Genomic DNA, 571 nt, shown 5'->3' with positions numbered 1-571 from the left:
CGATATAGGTAGTATAAGCGATTCTCAGGGGCGGCCGACCCTGCGGAACCGCCGAACAGGGCCCACACGGATGTGGACCTACACCCAAACACATGGAGGTAATAACGATGAGAATCAACCATAACATTGGTGCCTTGAACACGCACCGCCAGTTGACGGCGAATACGGCCGCACAGAGCAAGTCGATTGAAAAGCTGTCTTCCGGTCTGCGCATCAACCGTGCGGGCGACGACGCTGCAGGTCTTGCGATCTCGGAAAAAATGCGCGGACAGATCCGCGGTCTTGACCAGGCAACGCGGAACTCGCAGGACGGTATCTCGCTGATTCAAACGGCGGAAGGGGCACTGAACGAAACGCACAGCATCCTGCAGCGTATGCGGGAACTGGCCGTCCAAGGCGCGAATGACACGAATACGACGGACGACCGGGCCGAACTGCAGAAGGAACTGAACCAGCTGATGTCGGAAATCGATCGGATTTCCACGGACACGCAGTTCAACACCCAGAACTTGCTGGGTGGTTCCTTCAATGCGACGCTTCAAGTGGGAGCCAACAGCAACCAGGTTATCAA

General features: G+C 56.6%; 1 protein-coding gene. It reads left to right on the top strand.

Annotated features, from left to right (window positions below; genetic code table 11):
* Nucleotides 1-107: 107 nt before the first annotated feature.
* On the top strand, nt 108-571 hold a 464-nt coding region (locus ACSEXS_RS22640), incomplete at its 3' end, for a flagellin N-terminal helical domain-containing protein (RefSeq protein WP_500796486.1).

The sequence above is a fragment of the Gorillibacterium terrae genome (assembly GCF_051594785.1).
GTDB lineage: Bacteria > Bacillota > Bacilli > Paenibacillales > NBRC-103111 > Gorillibacterium.
Note: the sequence above shows the minus strand (reverse complement) of the source record. Positions and strands in the feature narration are given on the sequence as shown.